This window comes from Herbiconiux sp. SALV-R1 (assembly GCF_013113715.1).
Classification (GTDB): domain Bacteria; phylum Actinomycetota; class Actinomycetes; order Actinomycetales; family Microbacteriaceae; genus Herbiconiux.
This window is the reverse complement of record NZ_CP053344.1, coordinates 511,692-528,848: the sequence shown is the minus strand read 5'-3', so window position 1 is coordinate 528,848 and position 17,157 is coordinate 511,692. Positions and strand designations below refer to the sequence as shown.

Here is a 17,157-nt window from a genome sequence, read left to right as displayed (position 1 = left end):
GGGTCAGCCTTTGACGGCGCCGGTCAGTCCGCCGACGATGCGGCGTTCGAACAGGCTGAAGAAGAGGAGGGCGGGGATCATGGAGAGCGCGGTGAACGCCAACACCTTGGCCGTGTCGACCGCGTACTGCGAGGCGAACGCCTGGGTGCCGAGGGGCAGCGTGTACGCCCCTTCGTTGTTGAGGATGAACAGGGGCAGCAGGTAGGAGTTCCAGCTGGCGATGAAGGCGAGGATGCCCACGGTGATGACGCCGGGCAGCGACAGCCGCAGCACCATGCGCCAGAAGAAGCCGAGCCTGCCGCAGCCGTCGATGGCTGCCGCTTCCTGGATCTCCTGCGGGATCGCCGCGAGGAAGGGCACCAGGATGATGATCGTCATCGGCAGCGCGAAGGCGATCTGGGGCACGATCACGCCGGCCAGCGAGTTCATCAGCCCGAGGTTGCGCACCAGGATGTACAGCGGGGTGATGGCCACCGTCATGGGGAACATCAGCCCCGCTGTGAACAGCGCGTAGACCGCCCCGCGGCCGCGGAACCGGTACCGCGAGAGCGCGAACGCCGCCATGAGGCCGAGCACCACCACGACGACCGTGGTGACGGTCGCGGCGAGCAGGGAGTTGCCGAGCTGGCCCCAGAACGCCGCCCCGGTGAGCACGTCGAGGTAGTTCGACCACTGCCAGTCGGCGGGGAGCCCCGACGGGTCGACGGTGATCTCGGAGTTCGAGCGGAACCCGCCGAGGATGATGTACACCACCGGCGCGAGCATGAGACCCACCAGCACCAGCGCGACGAAGTAGATGAGGAAGCGCGGGCGCCTGGTGTGCGACCCGGTCGACGGATGCGCGGGGCGGGGTGGGCCCGCCTGGCGCAGCCGTGGGGCGGCGACGGTCATCGGTTCTTCCCTCCGGTGAGGGCGCCTGCGGTGTCGCGGCGCAGCACGAAGCGCTGGTAGAGCAGCGCGACGGTGAGCGAGATGAGGAAGATGACGAGCGCGACGGCGCTGCCGAAGCCGTAGCTGCCGGCGTTGCGGCCGTTCGCCACCATGTACGTCGCCATCGTGGAGGTGCCGGCCGTCGAGGCGACGTACTGGCCCCAGATGATCCACACCAGGTCGAACAGCTGCAGCGAGCCGATGATCGACAGGAACGCCCAGATGCGCACGGTCGGCCCCATCAGCGGCAGCACGATGTGCCGCTGGATCTGCCAGAAGCTCGCGCCGTCGATGGCGGCGGCCTCGGTGAGCTCGTCGGGGATGCCCTGGAGGCCCGCCAGGAAGAGGATGACGGCGAAGCCGACGTACTTCCAGGTGATGATGACGAGCAGGGTCCAGATGGCGACCGCCGGGTCGGAGAGCCAGTCGGTCGAGAGTGCACCGAGGCCCACCTTGTCGAGCAGCCCGTTCACCGCGCCATTCGACTGCAGCATGAGGCTCCACCCGATGCCCACGACCACCTCGGAGATGACATAGGGCACGAAGATGAGCACACGGATGAGCGACTGGAAGCGCAGCTTGCGGTTGAGCAGCAGCGCCAGCCCGAAGGCGAGCGGCCCCTGCAGCACCAGCGACATCACCACGATGAACGCGTTGTGGCCGAGCGCCTCGTGGAAGGCGGGGTCGGTGAGGATGGTGATGTAGTTGCGGAGGCCGACGAAGTCGGTGGCGGGGCCGTAGCCCGACCAGCTGAAGAAGCCGTAGTAGGCCGCCATCGCCACCGGGAGGATGACGAAGCCGACGAACACCACGAGCGCGGGGCCGAGCAGCAGGAGCAGCTCACCGCGCTCGGGCCAGCGGGAACGGCGGTGCCGCACGGCGGCGGGGGCCGGCGCCTCGGCGTCGCCCCCCGCCGCGCTCCGGCCTGCGGTGGGCAGGCCGGAGCGACGGGTGTCTTCGCGAACGGAGGTCACGGCTGCCCTACGACTTCGCCGCCGCCGCGTTCACGGCGTCGACGATGCCCTGCGGGTCGCCCTTGCCGGCGAACATGTCGACCACGGCGACGTTCAGCGCGTTGCCCACGTTCTGCCCGTAGAGGGTGTCGAGCCAGAGCACCACGTAGGGCGCGTCGGTGTAGGCCGCGAGCACGTCTTTCAGGGCCGGATCGGTGACGACGCCCTGCGCATCCTTCGACGCCGGGAGGGTCTGGAACGCCGTGGCGTAGCCCTCCTGGTTCTCCTTCTCGACGATGAAGTTGAGGAAGTCGACGCACTCCTTCGGTGCGTTCACCCAGCAGGTGAAGCCGTCGACGCCGCCCATCATGGCGCCGGGCTCGCCGTCGCCGCCCTCCACCTCGGGGAAGGGGAACCACTTCAGATCGGCCAGCGGCTTCTCGTCAGGGGTGAGCGAGGCGATCACGCCCGGGTCCCAGGCGCCCATGAGCTCCATGCCGGCCTGGTGGTTGGCGATGAGGCCCGCCGACGAGCCCGCGCCCTGCTGGGCGGCGGTGGTGAGGAAGCCGTCGTTGAAGGGCTCGGTCTCGAGGAACGACTGCAGGTTCTCGCCCGCCGTGAGCCAGCACGGGTCGTCGAAGCTGCGGCTCGCCGCGGCCTCGTCGAGGGCATCTTTCGAGCAGGCGCGCAGGGCGAAGTTGTAGTACCAGTGGGCGGCCGGCCAGGCGTCTTTGGCGCCCACCGCGATCGGCGCGATGCCTGCCGCCTTCAGCTGCTCGTCGACGGCCTCGAGCTCGTCGATGGTGCCGGGGGTCTCGGTCACGCCCGCCTGCGTGAACAGGTCTGACGCGTAGTAGATGCCGGAGGGCAGCACCGAGACCGGCATGCCGTAGTTCTTGCCGTCGATCTCGAAGGCGCTCAGCGAGTTGCCGACCGCCTCCTTCGACTCGGCCGAGATGCCGTCGGTGATGTCCATCGCCTGCCCGGCCTTCACCACGTCGGCGAGCTTGCCCCCGCCGCGGGCGAGGAAGATGTCGGGCGCGTCGCCGGAGTTGAGGGCGGTCTGCAGCTTGCCGTCCATCTCCTCGTTCTGGATGGCCTGGATGTCGACCTTCACACCGGGGTTCGCGGCCTCGAAGGCCGCTGCCGTGTCGACCCAGTACTGCTTGCCGTCACCCGTGGTGGAGTTGTGCCAGAAGGTGAGTGTGACGTCGCCGTTCGACGAGTCGCCCCCTTCCGATCCTGCCGCGCATGCGGTCAGTGCGAGGGCGCTGGCGACCGCTAACGCGGACACCGCCAGGAACCTGGTCGTCTTCATGTGATCCGTACCTGCTCTCTTCGTTGAGTCCGCATCCGTCGTCATCCGGATGCGCCGCTGGTGCTTCAAGGCGTGCCCAGTGTCGCAACGGCGAAAGGGGTCGTCAAACGTTTTCGAAAACCTTTTCCACGGCTCTAGACTTCCTCGCATGATGGCGAGGGCGACGATCCACGACGTCGCTGCGGCGGCGGGCGTCTCGGTGGCGACGGTGTCGAAGGCCGTGAACGGCCGCTACGGGGTGGCGAGCGAGACCGCCGTGCGCGTGCTCGAGGCGGTGGAGCGGCTCGGCTACGAGTCGAGCCTCGTGGCGAGCAGCATGCGCTCGCGCCGCACCGGGGTGATCGGGGTGCTCGTCGCCGACTTCGAGCCGTTCAGCGCCGAGATCTTGAAGGGCGTCGGCGTGGGGCTGAAGGGCTCGCGGTACGACCTGCTCGCCTACAGCGGCTCGCGGCAGGGCGACGGCGAAGGCTGGGAGCGGCGGTCGCTCAGCCGGCTGAGCGGCACCCTCATCGACGGCGCCATCCTCGTGACGCCCACCGTCGTGAACGCCGCAGCCGAGATCCCGGTGGTGGCAGTCGACCCGCACACCGGGCGCGCCGACCTGCCCACCGTCGAGGCCGACAGCCGCGGCGGCGCCGTCGAGGCCACCACCGCCCTCATCGAACTCGGGCACCGGCGCATCGGCTTCATCGCCGGCCGGCCCGACCTCACCTCGTCGCGGCTGCGCGACGCGGGCTATCGCGACGCGCTCTCGGCGGCGGGCATCCCGTTCGACCCCGCGTTCGTGCGGGTGGGGTTCTACGACTCCGACACCGCGCGCAGTGCCGCGCACGACCTGCTCACGCAGCCCGAGCGGCCCACGGCGGTGTTCGCCGCGAACGACCTCTCGGCCATGGCTCTCATCGAGGTGGCCCAGGGGCTCGGCCTCGAGGTGCCCGGTGACCTCTCGGTGATCGGCTTCGACGACGTGCCCGAGGCCTCCCGCCTCGCGCTGCCGCTCACCACGGTGCGGCAGCCCATGCAGAGCATCGGGCAGGCCGCGGCGCGCATGCTGATGACGCTCATGGCCGGCGACGAGCTCGGCTCCACCCACCTGCTGCTGCCGACGAGGCTCGTGCAGCGCGCGACGACCGCACCGCCGCGGCCGGCGCACCCCTGACGGCGGCGCGACGCCCCGTCTCACCCACCGCCGTTCGAGAGGAGCCCCATGGGCCGCTACCGCAACCCCGTTCTGCCCGGCTGCCACCCCGACCCCAGCATCTGCCGGGTCGGCGACGACTTCTACCTCGTGACGTCGAGCTTCGAGTACCTCCCCGGGCTGCCGATCCACACCTCGACGAACCTCGTCGACTGGTCGCCGCTCGGCCACGCCCTGCACCGGCCCGGCCAGCTCGACCTGAGCGGCCTCGCCTCGTCGCGCGGGCTCTACGCCCCCACCATCCGGCACCACGACGGCACCTTCTTCGTCGTGTGCACGGTGGTGGGGCCGGATGACGGCAGTTGGTCGGGGCGCACCGGACACTTCGTCGTCACCGCTCGAGACGCGGCAGGCCCGTGGACCGACCCCGTGTGGATCGACGGCGTCGGCGGCTTCGACCCGTCGCTCACCTTCGACGGCGACCGGGTCTGGCTCGTCGGCACCGAACCGATGGCCGAACCGCGCTGGCCGGGGCACACCGGCGTGTGGCTGGTCGAGCTCGACCCCGGCTCCCTGCAGCCGCTCGGCGCTCCGGCGATCATCTGGGAGGGCGCGATGCTCGGGGCGGTCTGGGCGGAAGGGCCGCACCTCGTGCCGCGACCGGGCGGGGGCTGGATGCTCGTCGCGGCGGAGGGGGGAACGGCACGCGACCACGCGGTGTGCGTCGCCTACGCCGACTCGCTCGAAGGCCCGTACGTGGGCGACCTCGCCAACCCGCGGCTCAGCCACCGCGAGCTCGGGTCGGTGACGCCGATCGCCTCGGTCGGCCACGCCGACCTGGTCGACGACGGCGCCGGGCGCACCTGGGCGACGGTGCTGGCCACGCGACTCACCGACGGGGCCGACGGGTTGCTCGGCCGGCAGACGCATCTCGTGCCCGTGGGCTGGGAGGATCGGCGGCCGCTGTTCGCGCCGGGGCTCGGCCGGGTGGGCGAGGTCGTGGAGGCCGAGGGTGTTCCCGATCAGCTCCCCGCGGCGAGGGAGTTCGGCGACGGCTTCCGGAAGGGGCGGTTCGACCCGGCCTGGAACGGTGTCGGGAGGCACCCGTCGGAGTTCGCGGAGCTGGTCGAGCTCGCCTCAGGTGAGGTGGTGCTGAGCGTGAGCGGCGGGGCCGAGCCGGCATCACTCGGGGCGCAGTCGTTCCTCGGGCGGCGACTTCCGGTGGCCGATGCCGACGTGGCTGTCGCGCTCGAGGTTCCCGGTCCAGGCGTGCGGGCGGGCCTGCTGGTGCGCACCAGCGAGCTCGCCCACCTCGAGCTCCGCCTCGACGACACCGGGCGGGTGAGCTGCGTGCTCACCGCCGGAAGGGTGCCGACCGTGCTTGCCGAAGCGCGGGTCGCGGTCGGGCCGGATGCCATCGTCGAGCTCGGTCTGGAGATCCGGGGCCTCGCGCTGCGCGCATCCGTCGACGGCTCGTTCTTCGCCGAGGCCGAGCTCTGTGCGCTCGTGCCGAACCCCGCATCCGGGTTCGTCGGGGTGTGGGTGGGGCCGGTTGCCGTCGGGGCACCCGAAGACCGCGTGCGGGTGCGGGAGGTCACGATCTCCGCGCGGTGAGCCCACCGCCCGGCGGGAGGGCGGCGCTCACCAGGCGCCGGGCCGGTAGTCCTTCAGGAACACGCCGAACAGGTCTTCGCCCGCCTCGCCGCGCACGATCGGGTCGTAGACGCGGGCTGCGCCGTCGACGAGGTCGAGCGGGGCGTGGAAGCCCTCTTCGGCGAGACGCACCTTCGTGGGGTGGGGGCGCTCGTCCGTGATCCAGCCGGTGTCGACGCTCGTCATGAGGATGGAGTCGGCCTCGAACAGCTCGCGGGCGCTGGTGCGGGTGAGCATGTTCACCGCGGCCTTCGCCATGTTGGTGTGCGGGTGACCGGGGCCCTTGTAGCCGCGGTTGAACACGCCCTCCATCGCGCTGACGTTCACCACGTAGGTGCGTCGGGCACCGCTCGCCGCGAGCGACGCCCGCAGCTTCGACACCAGGAGGAACGGGGCGGTCGTGTTGGCGAGCTGCACCTCGAGCATCTCGAGGGGGTCGACGTCGTCGACCGCCTGCGTCCACGAGTTCACGTCGTGCAGATCGGGGATGAGACCACCCGCGTCGATCGCCGTGCCGGCGGCGAGGCGCTCGAGCGAGCTCGACCCGGCAGCCATGGCCTGCTCGGTGAGCGCCTCCGCACGCGACGCCGCGGCGGCGAGGATGGGGTGCGCCGACACCGAGCGCTCGAGCGCCTGCGGGTGCGGGTCGTTGGTGTGGCCGAAGGTGGCGAGTTCGGGGAGCGGGCCGTCGGGCAGCGGGGCGAGCTCCGCATCCACCAGCGGCTGGTAGGCGCCGGGCGAGCGGCGCACCGTCTGGGTGGCGTTGTTGATGAGGATGTCGAGGCTCCCTGCGCCCGCCGCCTCCTCGGCGAGCGCCACCACCTGGGCCGGGTCGCGCAGGTCGATGCCCACCACCTTGAGGCGGTGCAGCCACTCGGCTGAGTCGGGGAGGCTCGTGAAGCGGCGCACCGCGTCGCGCGGGAAGCGGGTGGTGATGGTGGTGTGGGCGCCGTCGCGCAGCAGGCGCAGGGCGATGTACATGCCGATCTTGGCGCGACCGCCGGTGAGCAGGGCGCGCTTGCCGGTGAGGTCGGTGCGGGCGTCGCGCTTGGCGTGGTTGAGGGCCGCGCAGGTGGGGCAGAGCTGGTGGTAGAAGGCGTCGACCAGGGTGTAGTGCTGCTTGCAGATGTAGCAGGCGCGCGACTTCAGCAGGGTGCCCGCGGTGGGGGTCGTGGTGGCGGTGCTGATCGGGATGCCGCGGGTCTCGTCGTCGATGCGGTCGGGGGCGCCCGTGGCGGTGGCGGCGATGACCGCCTTGTCGGCCGCGGCCACGGCGGCGCGGATCTCGCGACGACGCACCCGCTTCACCGCCTTGAACATGCGCGCGGTGGCGTGGCGCACGGCGACGAAATCGGGGTGCTCCTCGTCGAGGCCGGCCATGCTCTCGAGCACCCGCAGGGTCGTGGCGAGATCGGCCGGGTCGATGGCGGGGGTCTGTTCGGGCACAGGAGATTCTATTCGACGGCTCGGCGCGGGCTGCTGTTAGCGTTCTGGGGTGACCGACCCCACCTCCCCCACCCCCACAAGCATCCTCGTCTCCGCCGCCGTCATCACGGATGCGTCGGGCCGGCTGCTCCTCGTGCGCAAGGCCGGCACCACCGCCTTCATGCAGCCGGGCGGCAAGCCCGAGCCGGGCGAGACGCCGGGCCAGACGCTCGTGCGGGAGCTCGAGGAGGAGCTCGGGCTGCGGATCGACCCCGCCGCACTCGGCTCGCTCGGGCGCTTCACGGCCTCGGCGGCGAACGAGCCGGGGTTCCTGGTGGTAGCCGACGTGTTCACCGTCGACATCGGCACGCAGCATCCGGTCGCCGCTGCGGAGATCGCGGAGCTGCGGTGGGCTGACGCGAGCTCGGCAGCCGCCGATGCGCTCGAGGTCGCCCCGCTCGCGCGGGAGTACTTCTTGCGGTGACCCCCGTCGCCTGCGGGGTCACTTCCCGCGGTGACCCCGGTCGTGGCGACGACGCCCTGAAGTGGACATGTCCGCAAGCGGGCCTTGTCCTTAATCGGGCCGGTTCAGCACACTGAGGGGGCTGACCGAAGGGGTGCATGATGACCGACTGTCTCGCCGACACCGGAGCGGCGGGGTCACTCCCCCTGCTCGCGCTCGGGCTGCTGGTGCTGGCCGCGGGGGCTGCGGCGCTCGCTGTGCTCCGTCGTCGCCGGCCCGGAGCACGTCGCAGCGGCAGGGCGGCGGCACTGGCGCTTCTCGTCGTGGCCGCTCTCGGGTTGGGTGCGCTGCAGCTCGGCGGGTCGGCCACGACCGCTCAGGCGGCTCCCGCCGTCGCGGGATGCCCTCCCACCTCCAGCTCGACCCCCGCACCCGTGCCGACTCCCACCCCCACCACGACCCCCACGCCCACCCAGCCCATCATCGGCGCCGACCAGGAGGTCACCTTCGTCAGCGGCGGCGTCACGTTCCACGGCAGCTACCGCGGCCCCGTCGACACCTCTATGCCCGTGCCCGCCGTGGTCATCGCTGTCGGAACCGGAGATGTCGACCGCGACGGCAACGCTCCCTCGGTCGCCACCGAGGCCTACTCCTGGCTCGCCGACATCATGAGCGCCCACGGCGTCGCCTCGCTCCGCTACGACAAGCTGGGCACCGGCGCGACCGGCCTCGGTCCCTACTCCGACGACCCCCAGCAGATGCTCGCGCTCGGCTACAACGAGCTGCGGGTGCAGCCCATCCGCGACGCACTCTCCTTTGTCGCCGGCCAGCCCGGGGTCGATCAAGGACACATCCTGCTGTTCGGTCACAGCGAGGGCGGCGCCGACTCGCTCATCGTGGCCACCGACCCGGGCAGCGCGCCCCCGCTCGCGGGTCTGATGCTCATCGAGCCGGCGTACACGCACATCCTCGACATCCTCATCACCCAGTTCGGCGAGCAGATGGATGCCGCCGTGGCCGGCGGCGCGATGACCGCCGACGACAAGGCAACGCTGACGGAGTGGATGCGGGCGGGGGTCGACGAGATCCGTGCCGGAACGCCGCCCTACCCCGAGCCCGGCCCGGTGCCGCTTCCGGATGCGACCGGCATCACCGCGGTCTACCAGAGCGCCATCGGCACCAACATCTACGGCTCCGACCCGGCGCAGATGGTGATCACCCACGCCTACCGCACCCTCTACGGCAAGCAGTACGACGTGGTCGACCCGGCCGCGCTCTCGCCCCAGGTCACCGTTCCCACCCTCATCACCTGCGGCACGAAAGACTTCAACACGCCGTGCGGCGACGGCACCCCGGGCTCGGGCGTCATCGCGGTCGCCGACGGCTTCACGCCCGGCCTCGCGGAGTTCCACATCATCCCCAACATGGTGCACATCCTCCGCGACACCGGCACCGCCGACGTCCCCCAACCCGCCGACCAGATCACCTACCCCTTCTCGACCGTGCTGCAGTCGACGATCGGCGAGTGGCTGACCGCCTGGAACCCGCCGTCAGCGCCCTAGCGATCGACGGAACCGCTGTTGTCGCGCAGCCTCCGCCCCACCGTGTTCGCGAAGTCCGGAGCCCCACTGCGAGCCAACGTGCCAGTAAGGTTTCGACGCCGACCGGCGGGTGAGTCATGGCTGCAGCCTGCTCAGAGACGACACGACAGGCCGCACGGGGATTCAGATCGTACTGATCCAGGAGAAAGGCATCGACGGGAAGTGCTTCGAGTCCGAGAGGTCTCAGCACCGAGTCGGGGAAGTCCTTCGTGTTCTGGGTGATGATCGCGTCAGCGCGTCCGCGCAGCGCAGCGGCGACCACATGTCGATCATCCGGGTCGGGGAGCTCGACGGCGGCCTCAAGACGCTCCGAGCCCTCCACGAGCGCGTCCTCGAACGCCTCGTTCATCGAACGAAAGCGACTCAAGAATCGGTTTTCATCGACGCTCGGATGAATCCGCGTCAGCGCACGCATGGCCTCATCGATGACACGGCCCGACCACAGCGGGCGGAAGGCACCCGAATCGGCCATGCGCAAGAGCGTGTCGCACGGGGCGAGGGGGACGAGCACGCACGCGTCGAGGAAGGCGGCGAAGCGCGCCACGGTTCACGACTTTCGAGCGTCGGCCAGGGCCTCCCGGTAGGTCTCGGGATCGACATCGTCCAAGCCGTCTTCCGCCGCCTGGCGCGTCAACTCGTCGAGTCGACTTCGCCGGTCTGCACGCTTGCGCTCGCGATAGGCCAAGACGTCATGCAACCGCAGACGACGATGACGCGACTGCCCCAGCCGCTCGAAAGGCAGCTCGTGCTCGTCGAGGAGACGCACCAGGGTGTTCCGGCTCACTCCGAGGAGGTCGGCGGCTTGCTGAGTGGTCAGCTGCCGGTCGATGGGCTCGACCGACACCGAGGCGCCGCGCTCCAAAGCGCTGACGACCTGTTTCAGGACGTCGTAGGCGACGATCGGCAGAGCGATCTGCTCGCCATCAGGACCGAGCAGGACGGCCGGGGCCGAGTGGTTCTCTAAAAAACGTGCGAGCTCGAGCATGTCGGTGAGATCGTGCGGGGGTTCGACGACGTGCGCTGAGCGCGGGGCGCTGATCGTGTCACTCATGCGTCTATTCTCGTCTACAAAACGCCCAAAACGCCCAAAACGTTCAAAACACCCGCAGCATGTTCGATGCGAACCGAACCAGACGCCATTCGGCCGACACAAAGGCGAAGGCCCCCGACCATTGATGGGTCGGGGGCCTTCTGTGGTGGAGCTAAGGGGATTCGAACCCCTGACCTTCTCATTGCGAACGAGACGCGCTACCAACTGCGCCATAGCCCCGCTGACGTCGAAACGACAACCCAGAAAGTCTACGACGAAATCGGGCCCGAATGCGAATGCGGGGTCGTGGTGCCGGTGCGCGCATCCGGTGCCCCTGCGGGAGTCGCCGCATCCGTCGACGAAGTCACCGCCGCCGCCGACGCCCCGACCGAGGCCGGGGCCGGCGCCGCACGCCAGCGCCCGAGCATGAACACGGCGACCGCGAGCAGCACGCTGCCGACGAGGGCGATCGGCAGGTCCATGAAGAACTCCATCACCGCGAACGGGGGCAGGAACGCCAGCACCGTCGCCACCGCCACCACCGAGGTGCGCGGCGTGGGCCCGACCTCACGCGGCGCCTCCCAGCGACCGACCACGAACGAGAGCCCGAACACGGCGGCCATCACGAGCACGAACATGATCGGGCGCGTCCACCACCAGGCGAGGCTCGCCGGCTCGGGGCTCGCGAACGGCACGAGCAGGGCGAGGCCCGACAGCATCAGGATGACCGGCAGGTGCCAGAGGTAGATCGTCATCAGCCGCGTACCCACGAGGAACACCACGGCGCGCGCCGCGTGCGTGTTCATGAGGCGCGCGAGCGCCGGCCGCAACAGCTTCAGGATGCACGCCTGAGCCACCGCGAGCGCCACCAGCGGCAGCGTGGGCGGGTTGAGGTTCGTGAGCATGTCGTCGGAGTACGGTCCGAACACGGTCAGGGGCACGAGGGCGGCGTAGGCGACGACGGCGATGCCCACGAGCGTCCACCAGCGGCGGGCGGCGAACCAGCCGTCGGCGTACCAGAACCCCAGCTGCTGCACGAGCAGCCAGACGAAGAACAGGTTGGCGAGGCCGATGGCGTCGATGCCGACGGTGTACCGGATGCTGTCCACCGCGATCGCACCGGCCAGCAGCACCAGGAGGGTCGCTTTCGGAGCCCTCGCGTGCCAGTGCGCCATGACGGGAACGAGTGCCTGGCACAGGGTGTAGGCGGCGAGGAACCACAGCGGCGAGGCCGCGCCGGTGACGGCGAGCTCGACGAGCTGCGGGTCGATGCCGATGAGTCGGGCGCCGCCGATGACGACTGCATAGAAGATGAACAGCGGGAGGGCGGGCTGCGCCAGCCGCAGCACGCGGCTGCGCACGTAGTCGGCGCCCGTGCCGCCCCGGCGCACCAGGCTCCGCCACGCGGTGAGCGAGGCGAAGCCGCCCACCACGAAGAACAGCGGCATGATCTGGCCGGCCCAGGTGACGGGGGCGAACCACCACTGCTCCTCGAGCGGGCGGGAGACCTGCACCTGCCCGTCGGGGCCGATGCCCACACCCACCATGAGGAGATGGATGAGCACCACCAGCAGCACGCAGAACACGCGGGCCAGGTCGAGCGTGAGGTCACGCTTCGAGAGGTCGATCGACGAGGTCGTGGAGGCCGCGCTGCTCATGCGGTCATCCTACGAGCACCTCGCATCGCCGCCAGGGCATATGCGCGGAATGGCGGGCGACAGGTGGCAGAGGCACCGCACCGGCTCGCGGTCGCGGTCGCCTCAGGAGTCGCGCAGGGCTTCGACCAGCTCGGCCTTGCGCATGCTCGAGTAGCCGGTGAGGCCGATCTCCTTGGCGCGCTTCTTGAGGTCGGCGACGGTCCAGTCGTCGTACGAGCCCGACTTGCCGCCCTTCTTCCCCACCGCTGATCTGCCTTTGGCGGCTGCGGCGTTGGCGATGCGGGCTGACTTCTGCTTCGAGTTGCCCTCGTCGCGGAGCTCCTCGTAGAGCTCCTGATCTTTGATCTGCGGCGTGCTCTTGCCCGGCATGAGGCACCTCCCGGTTCGGGCGGGCCCGAGGCGGCCCGCTTGCGGGCGACCGTACGCCGGGGCACGGGATGCGCCAACCCCGGCGGCGCCGGACGGCACGCTGGTGGGGCGAGAGGCGTTCGGTTCAGACCGCGCGGCGCCGCGCCAAGACCGCGTCGAGGTCGAGGGTCGACGCGGGGTCGGCGTCGATGACGCCCATGCGGGCGAAGCGGGAGGGAGCCGGGGCCGCGGGCGGGGCGGTCGGCTCCTCGGCGAGCTGGAGTTCGGCGACGGTCTCGAGTTGGGCGCGCATCCGCTCGCGCAGGGCGGCCTCGGCCTCGGCGGCGGCCTGGCGGAGCGACTCCTCGTGCCCGGCGCGCTCCGCCTGGGCGGCGGCGGCCTGCGCGGCGGCGGCCGTCTCGGCGGCGGCCTGCGCTTCCGCCTCCGCCTCCAGCTCGTCGTTCTCGTCGTCCGCGAGCTCGGCGACGAGGGAATCGGATGCCCCGAACCGCGTCATGCCCGACGACGCGAGGTAGAGCGGCCGCGGCATCGCCACGGGAACCCAGCCGCCGTCGGTCGTGGCCGCCTGCCGAGCATCCGTGCCGCCGTCGGCCATGCCGGAGCGGTCTGCGAGGGTCTCGTGAGCATCCGTCTCGTCGAAGGCGCCGAGGTGCACGGGTGCGTGCGCGACGCCGAGCGGGCGGGCCAACTCCTCGGGGAGGGGGAGCTTGAGGCGGCGGCCGGCCTTGGCCATCTTGCCGAGTCCGATGAGGCACATCGCGGCGACGAACGCGCCGGCGGCGAGGAGGAGCCAGGTGCCGTTCGTGGCGAGCTGCACGCCGCCGAGGGCGGCGACGGCAAGACTCAGCCCCAGCACGAGGGCGGTGACGACGCGCGAGCGGCGCAGGCGGTCGGCGGCACGGATGGCGGGCGGCACGGCCTCGGTCTCGCGCTGGGCGGCCCGGTGCTTGAGGATGCGCTCCTGCTCGGCGATGCTGCGGGCGTTCGCCTCGACGCGCACCTCTTCGGGCACCTCGGCCGTCTCGGCCAGGATGCGCAGCGTCTGCTGCAACCGCACCGCGTTGCGCTCGGTCGCGAGGTACTGCCGGCTGCGGAACCACGACGGCACCAGGTACACCAGCCACAGAACGGCGGCGAGAGCGATGATGAGGCCTCCGCCGAGCCATTCCGTTGTCATGCGTCTACGGTAGGGGCGCCACCGCCACAAGCCCCCGCATGAGGCACGCGTGTCGGCCCGTTCCCCGAGCAACTTTCAGCCCCGCGAGGGAATGCTCCCCGCCGAGTGGTGACCTGCGCCCCGCAGCGCTTCTCCCAGCTCCGCTCGACGCCGCACACCGACCTTGATGTAGACCCGTTGCAGGTGCGTCTCGACGGTCCGCACGGACAGCACCAGCGCTGCCGCGATCTCGCGGTTGGAGGCACCCGACGCGGCAAGGCTGGCGATCTCGTACTCACGCTCGGAGAGCACCGATGAGCGGCCTGTCACTCCCGAGGGCGTGCGGGCCAGGCCGCAGGCGGCGAGATGCTCGTCGCGCATACGCGCGGCTGCCGCGGCCGCGCGACCCGCACCGCTCAGCTCGTAGAGGGAGGATGCGCGGTCGAACGCTTCGGCAGCGACGAGATGGTTGTCGATCCGCGCCGCGGCTGCTCCGGCCGACTCGAAGAGCGCCGCCACGGCGTCGGCGCCGTCGGGCCGCGAACGAGCCGACGTCTCGGCGGCGAGCGCGGCGATGAGCAGCCGCACGAGGTCGATGTAGTCGCCCTCCATCCCTGCAGCCAGCGCCAGGATACGGTCAGCCAGTTCCTCAGGCCGACCCACCCTGGCCGCATCGAGCAGGGCAGACAGACTCGGCAGGAAGAACCCGCCCGACGCGTAAACGTCGGCGGCTCGGAGGAACGTGGACCGAGCATGCTCTCGATTCCCCTCGCTCAGCCAGGTCCATCCTTCGACGAGGAGCGTCTTGCCGCTCACGGCCGGCTCCGAGCCGTCGTCGTGCTCGCTCGACCGGCGAACCGCGCGCCGAGCCTTCTCCCCCTCCCCTGCCTGCGCGAGGCACAACGCGAGATCGAGACGCACCACCTCTCCCGCACGGTCGATGCCGGCGGATTCCAGCACGTCGACGGAGGATTCCAATTCCCTTGCGGCCTCGGTGAGAGAGCCGCACGCCATGATCAGAGTGCCGATCGCCCAGCCGATGTACGCCTGAGCCACCGGCTGCCCGAAGGCAGCCACCTGGTCGCGAATCGCCCGGGTGACGGCGAGTGTCTCCGCCGCCCGTCCCCTCAGGATGTTCACGTTGGCCCGCACGAAGTGCACATGAGACGCGTCGGCGTCTTCGGCGAGATAGCTGCGCTCCGACTCGTCGAGCGCAGCTGCGGCGTCGGAGATGTGACCCAGCATCAACTCCATGACTCCGACCTGGAAAAGGCCCTCCGCGCGCTCGAGCCCGGTGAGCGACGGCAATGCGGGCCTGATGAGATCGGCCGCTTCGACCACCCGGCCCAGGTTGTAGAGGCGGAATCCGCGGAGCACGTCGCGACGCTCAGCACTGAGCGACGATCGTGACAGGAACTCGCCGTCGAGGACTTCTGCTGCCCGCCGGCTCCTGTCGCGCGCGTAGTCGCTCATCGAGTGCAGCGTGCGCGCCCGCTTCTCGTCGTCGGTCTCCAGAGTATGGAGACGGACGAGGCGCTCCAGCGCCTCGTCGTTCCTCCCCGCGCGCGCCTCGGCGTCTGCCATCGCGAGCTCGGCCTCGAACCCGCCGCCGGCATCGATCGCCGCCGCCGCAAAGGTCAACGACTCCACGATCCGCGGGGTTCGGAGCGACGCGCGCGCCGCTGCGACGAGCACCTCGGCGGCGATCGGGGCCCCGAGGTCGATGCCGTGGCGGGCGAGCGAGATCGTCTCGGCAGGCGAAAGGCGAGGCGCGTCGATGCCACTCAACACCTCGACGAGCGCGTTGGCGAGCCGGTAGCGGCGGAATACGCCGATCCCGTGCGGCATCAGCAGCTCGTCGACTCCGTCGCGCACCGTCAGCTGCAGTCTCGTCGACGTGCGTTCCACGCTCACGTAGCCGAACGCCTCGAGGAGTTCGATCGCAGCCTCCACCGCCGAGGGAAGTCGCTCGAGTGCAGCCAGGGCGGCTTCCGCGTTGCGGAGTTCGAGACCCGGCGCGAGGGAGAGGAGATCCATGATGTCCTCCGCCTCCGCGCTGTCGAGCCTGATGTCCGCACCCGATCGAGTGAACGCGCGACGCCGGGCCGAGTCAGACCGGATCCCGTGTTCGCCGACCGCCCACAAGCCCGAGTGCTCGACAAGGGCACCGGTCTGCACGGCCTCGGCCACCGTTTCCCGCAGAGCGACGATGTCGTCCCCTCCACGGGCCGGCACCAACTCGGCCACGGCGGTGGGGGCGAGCCGGCCGCCGAGGTCGTACTCCACGATGGCCTGGAGTTCACGCGCCGAGAGCGGGCCCAGCACGATCGAGCTCAGCAGCTTGTGCCGGACGAGTTCGTCGATCGCCGGATGCGAGCGCCGAAACGACGCCGTCGCGATGGGGACGATGGCGCCCGACCGCACGGCGGCGGCCCACCTCTCGACATCCTCGTCACGCAACCGCGCCAGATCGTCGCCCACGCGGAGCCTGGCCCGCAGCTCAGGATCGACCGTCGCAGCGAGCTCCCGGGCGAACCGGCTTCGCCCTGATCCCTCCGGGCCTGCCACGACCACACCTATACCCGCATCCAACGACGCCGACGCACGAGCGAGCTCCGGCGCTCGGCCGAGGAACGGCTCGGAGTACTCGCGGTCGCCCGTCACACACCCGATTCTGAGGCCCTGACGCATGCGCTGTAAAGAGTCCGCGCCACGCCCCGACCGATCGCGTCGGGAACGGCCTCATCCTGGGCGAGGAGGGAAGTCGGCTCAGCGGGCCGGGGTGGGGAGGGGGTGGGTGGCGGCGGTGCGGTCGGGGGCGGGGACGGTGCCGGTGCCCTCGGGGATGCGGCCCTCCTGCCAACGGCGCAGCACACCCGAGGGCAGCTCCTCGCGCACGAGGGCGAAGCAGAAGTGGTCGCGCCAGTCGCCGTTGATGTGGATGTACCGCCGCCGCAGCCCCTCGTAGCGGAACCCGAGCTTCTCGACCACCCGCAGGCTCGGCCCGTTCTCGGGCCTGATGCAGATCTCGATGCGGTGCAGCCCCACCGAGTAGAAGCAGTAGTCCGTCGCGAGTGCGACACCCACCGGCGTGATGTTCTTGCCCGCGAAGCGCTCCGACACCCAGTACCCGATCGACGCCGACGCCACCGAGCCATAGCTGATCGACGACACGTTCAACTGCCCCGCGAGCTCACCCTGGTACTCCAGGATGAACGGCAGCCCGAGCCCCGCCCGCGCATTCGCCTGCAACGACCGGATGCTCGCCCGCGTGTCGAACGACAGCGGCCCCCCGGGGTTGGTCGCCTCCCACTTGCGCAGCCACGACCGGTTGTCGATGAGCTCGCGCTCGAGCGGCTTGGCGTCGCGCACGCGGATCGGCCGGATCGCGATCGGGCCCTCGGAAAGAGTGGGGACGAACATGGTGGTCGAACACTACCGCCTAGTCGGGGGCGCAGCCGCG

At 70.7% G+C, this 17,157-nt stretch carries 15 protein-coding genes and 1 tRNA gene; 4 read left to right on the top strand and 12 right to left on the bottom strand.

What is annotated here, in order from left to right; genetic code table 11:
- Positions 1-3: 3 nt before the first annotated feature.
- Genes HL652_RS02615 through HL652_RS02605 form a run of 3 tightly spaced genes read right to left on the bottom strand, consistent with a single transcriptional unit; the run spans position 4 to position 3,201 of the window.
- Positions 4-891, bottom strand: a complete 888-nt coding sequence (locus HL652_RS02615; protein WP_171703855.1) for a carbohydrate ABC transporter permease — start codon at positions 889-891, stop codon at positions 4-6.
- Complete coding sequence (locus HL652_RS02610) at positions 888-1,868, bottom strand: carbohydrate ABC transporter permease (protein WP_171707142.1); 981 nt, start codon at positions 1,866-1,868, stop codon at positions 888-890. The genes HL652_RS02615 and HL652_RS02610 overlap by 4 nt, the downstream gene beginning before the upstream one ends.
- Positions 1,869-1,911: 43 nt before the next feature.
- On the bottom strand, positions 1,912-3,201 hold the full coding sequence (locus HL652_RS02605; protein ID WP_171703854.1) for an extracellular solute-binding protein: 1,290 nt from the start codon (positions 3,199-3,201) through the stop codon (positions 1,912-1,914).
- 148 nt (positions 3,202-3,349) lie between these two features.
- On the opposite strand from HL652_RS02605, the gene HL652_RS02600 reads away from it, so the two are divergent.
- Together HL652_RS02600 and HL652_RS02595 are read left to right on the top strand one after the other, a co-directional pair.
- Positions 3,350-4,360: a LacI family DNA-binding transcriptional regulator gene (locus tag HL652_RS02600; RefSeq protein ID WP_171703853.1), complete on the top strand. Its 1,011-nt coding sequence runs from the start codon at positions 3,350-3,352 to the stop codon at positions 4,358-4,360.
- A 48-nt stretch (positions 4,361-4,408) separates the two neighbouring features.
- Complete coding sequence (locus HL652_RS02595) at positions 4,409-5,953, top strand: glycoside hydrolase family 43 protein (RefSeq protein WP_171703852.1); 1,545 nt, start codon at positions 4,409-4,411, stop codon at positions 5,951-5,953.
- A 27-nt stretch (positions 5,954-5,980) separates the two neighbouring features.
- On the opposite strand, the gene HL652_RS02590 is transcribed toward HL652_RS02595, so the two are convergent.
- The gene (locus HL652_RS02590; protein WP_253743609.1) at positions 5,981-7,438 is read right to left on the bottom strand and encodes an SDR family NAD(P)-dependent oxidoreductase; all 1,458 of its coding nucleotides are present in this window, start codon (positions 7,436-7,438) and stop codon (positions 5,981-5,983) included.
- A 49-nt stretch (positions 7,439-7,487) separates the two neighbouring features.
- On the opposite strand from HL652_RS02590, the gene HL652_RS02585 reads away from it, so the two are divergent.
- Positions 7,488-7,901 (top strand): NUDIX hydrolase, encoded by a 414-nt coding sequence (locus HL652_RS02585; protein ID WP_171703851.1) that lies wholly within the window; start codon positions 7,488-7,490, stop codon positions 7,899-7,901.
- A 137-nt stretch (positions 7,902-8,038) separates the two neighbouring features.
- Positions 8,039-9,442 (top strand): alpha/beta hydrolase, encoded by a 1,404-nt coding sequence (locus tag HL652_RS02580; RefSeq protein WP_171703850.1) that lies wholly within the window; start codon positions 8,039-8,041, stop codon positions 9,440-9,442.
- Here the strand turns inward: HL652_RS02580 and HL652_RS22005 are convergent.
- The 8 genes from HL652_RS22005 to HL652_RS02540 all read right to left on the bottom strand — a co-directional run bounded on the left by HL652_RS22005 (position 9,363) and on the right by HL652_RS02540 (position 17,117).
- Positions 9,363-9,953: a PIN domain-containing protein gene (locus HL652_RS22005; protein WP_371743634.1), complete on the bottom strand. Its 591-nt coding sequence runs from the start codon at positions 9,951-9,953 to the stop codon at positions 9,363-9,365. The genes HL652_RS02580 and HL652_RS22005 overlap by 80 nt on opposite strands.
- Positions 9,954-10,028: 75 nt before the next feature.
- Positions 10,029-10,532: a helix-turn-helix domain-containing protein gene (locus HL652_RS02570; RefSeq protein WP_171703848.1), complete on the bottom strand. Its 504-nt coding sequence runs from the start codon at positions 10,530-10,532 to the stop codon at positions 10,029-10,031.
- 143 nt (positions 10,533-10,675) lie between these two features.
- Positions 10,676-10,751: transfer RNA gene (locus tag HL652_RS02565), tRNA-Ala, on the bottom strand.
- A gap of 29 nt (positions 10,752-10,780) precedes the next feature.
- On the bottom strand, positions 10,781-12,169 hold the full coding sequence (locus HL652_RS02560; protein WP_171703847.1) for an acyltransferase family protein: 1,389 nt from the start codon (positions 12,167-12,169) through the stop codon (positions 10,781-10,783).
- A 102-nt stretch (positions 12,170-12,271) separates the two neighbouring features.
- A complete protein-coding gene (locus HL652_RS02555) occupies positions 12,272-12,538 on the bottom strand; it encodes a DUF7218 family protein (RefSeq protein ID WP_171703846.1) in 267 nt (88 codons plus the stop codon).
- Positions 12,539-12,662: 124 nt separating this feature from the next.
- The gene (locus tag HL652_RS02550; RefSeq protein WP_171703845.1) at positions 12,663-13,715 is read right to left on the bottom strand and encodes a hypothetical protein; all 1,053 of its coding nucleotides are present in this window, start codon (positions 13,713-13,715) and stop codon (positions 12,663-12,665) included.
- 75 nt (positions 13,716-13,790) lie between these two features.
- A complete protein-coding gene (locus tag HL652_RS02545; RefSeq protein WP_171703844.1) occupies positions 13,791-16,358 on the bottom strand; it encodes a helix-turn-helix transcriptional regulator in 2,568 nt (855 codons plus the stop codon).
- 105 nt (positions 16,359-16,463) lie between these two features.
- The gene (locus tag HL652_RS02540) at positions 16,464-17,117 is read right to left on the bottom strand and encodes a GNAT family N-acetyltransferase (protein ID WP_171703843.1); all 654 of its coding nucleotides are present in this window, start codon (positions 17,115-17,117) and stop codon (positions 16,464-16,466) included.
- Positions 17,118-17,157 lie beyond the last annotated feature (40 nt).